Raw genomic sequence first — 514 nt, 5'->3', positions numbered from 1 at the left:
GACGACGGTGAACCGCATGGTCGTGTGGCCGTTGCCGCAAAATTCCGCGCAGATGCCGCGATAGCTCCCCGGCCGGTCGGCCTCGATCCGCAGCACGTTCTCGTGGCCGGGTATGGCGTCGATCTTGCCGGCAAGGCGCGGCACCCAAAAGGAGTGGATGACGTCCAGCGTCGTCACCACGACATCGACGGGTTGCCCGGCCGGAATGTGGAGTTCGCTCGTCGTCGCATCGCTGTCGTCATAGCCGAAGCGCCAGTCCCACTGGTAGGCCTGGGCGTAGACTCTCAGCGGCGGCTCCTCCAGCGGCCGCGGGATCATGCGTTCGCCGAGCACGAACGCGGCGGCGACGAGCCCGACGAGGACGACGCTCGGCATTACCAGCCCCCCGCCGACGAGCCACTGGCCGACCGAAAAGCGTGCGAGCAGCGCCGGCCGATACCAGGCGAGCGTATAGAGCGCCCCGACCATCGCGAAGAGCACCGCCGCGCCCCAGAACATGATCCACCAGAGCGTC

Annotated in this window: 1 protein-coding gene; it reads right to left on the bottom strand. The window is 67.9% G+C overall.

Features of this window, described 5'->3' with window-relative positions; all coding sequences use genetic code 11:
- The coding region (coxB, locus tag ACTIGC_RS13585) for a cytochrome c oxidase subunit II (protein ID WP_439634919.1) at positions 1–514 on the bottom strand (514 nt) is incomplete at both ends.

Source organism: Glycocaulis sp., assembly GCF_051859565.1.
Classification (GTDB): Bacteria; Pseudomonadota; Alphaproteobacteria; order Caulobacterales; family Maricaulaceae; genus Glycocaulis.
This window is presented reverse-complemented; position numbering and strand designations above follow the sequence as displayed.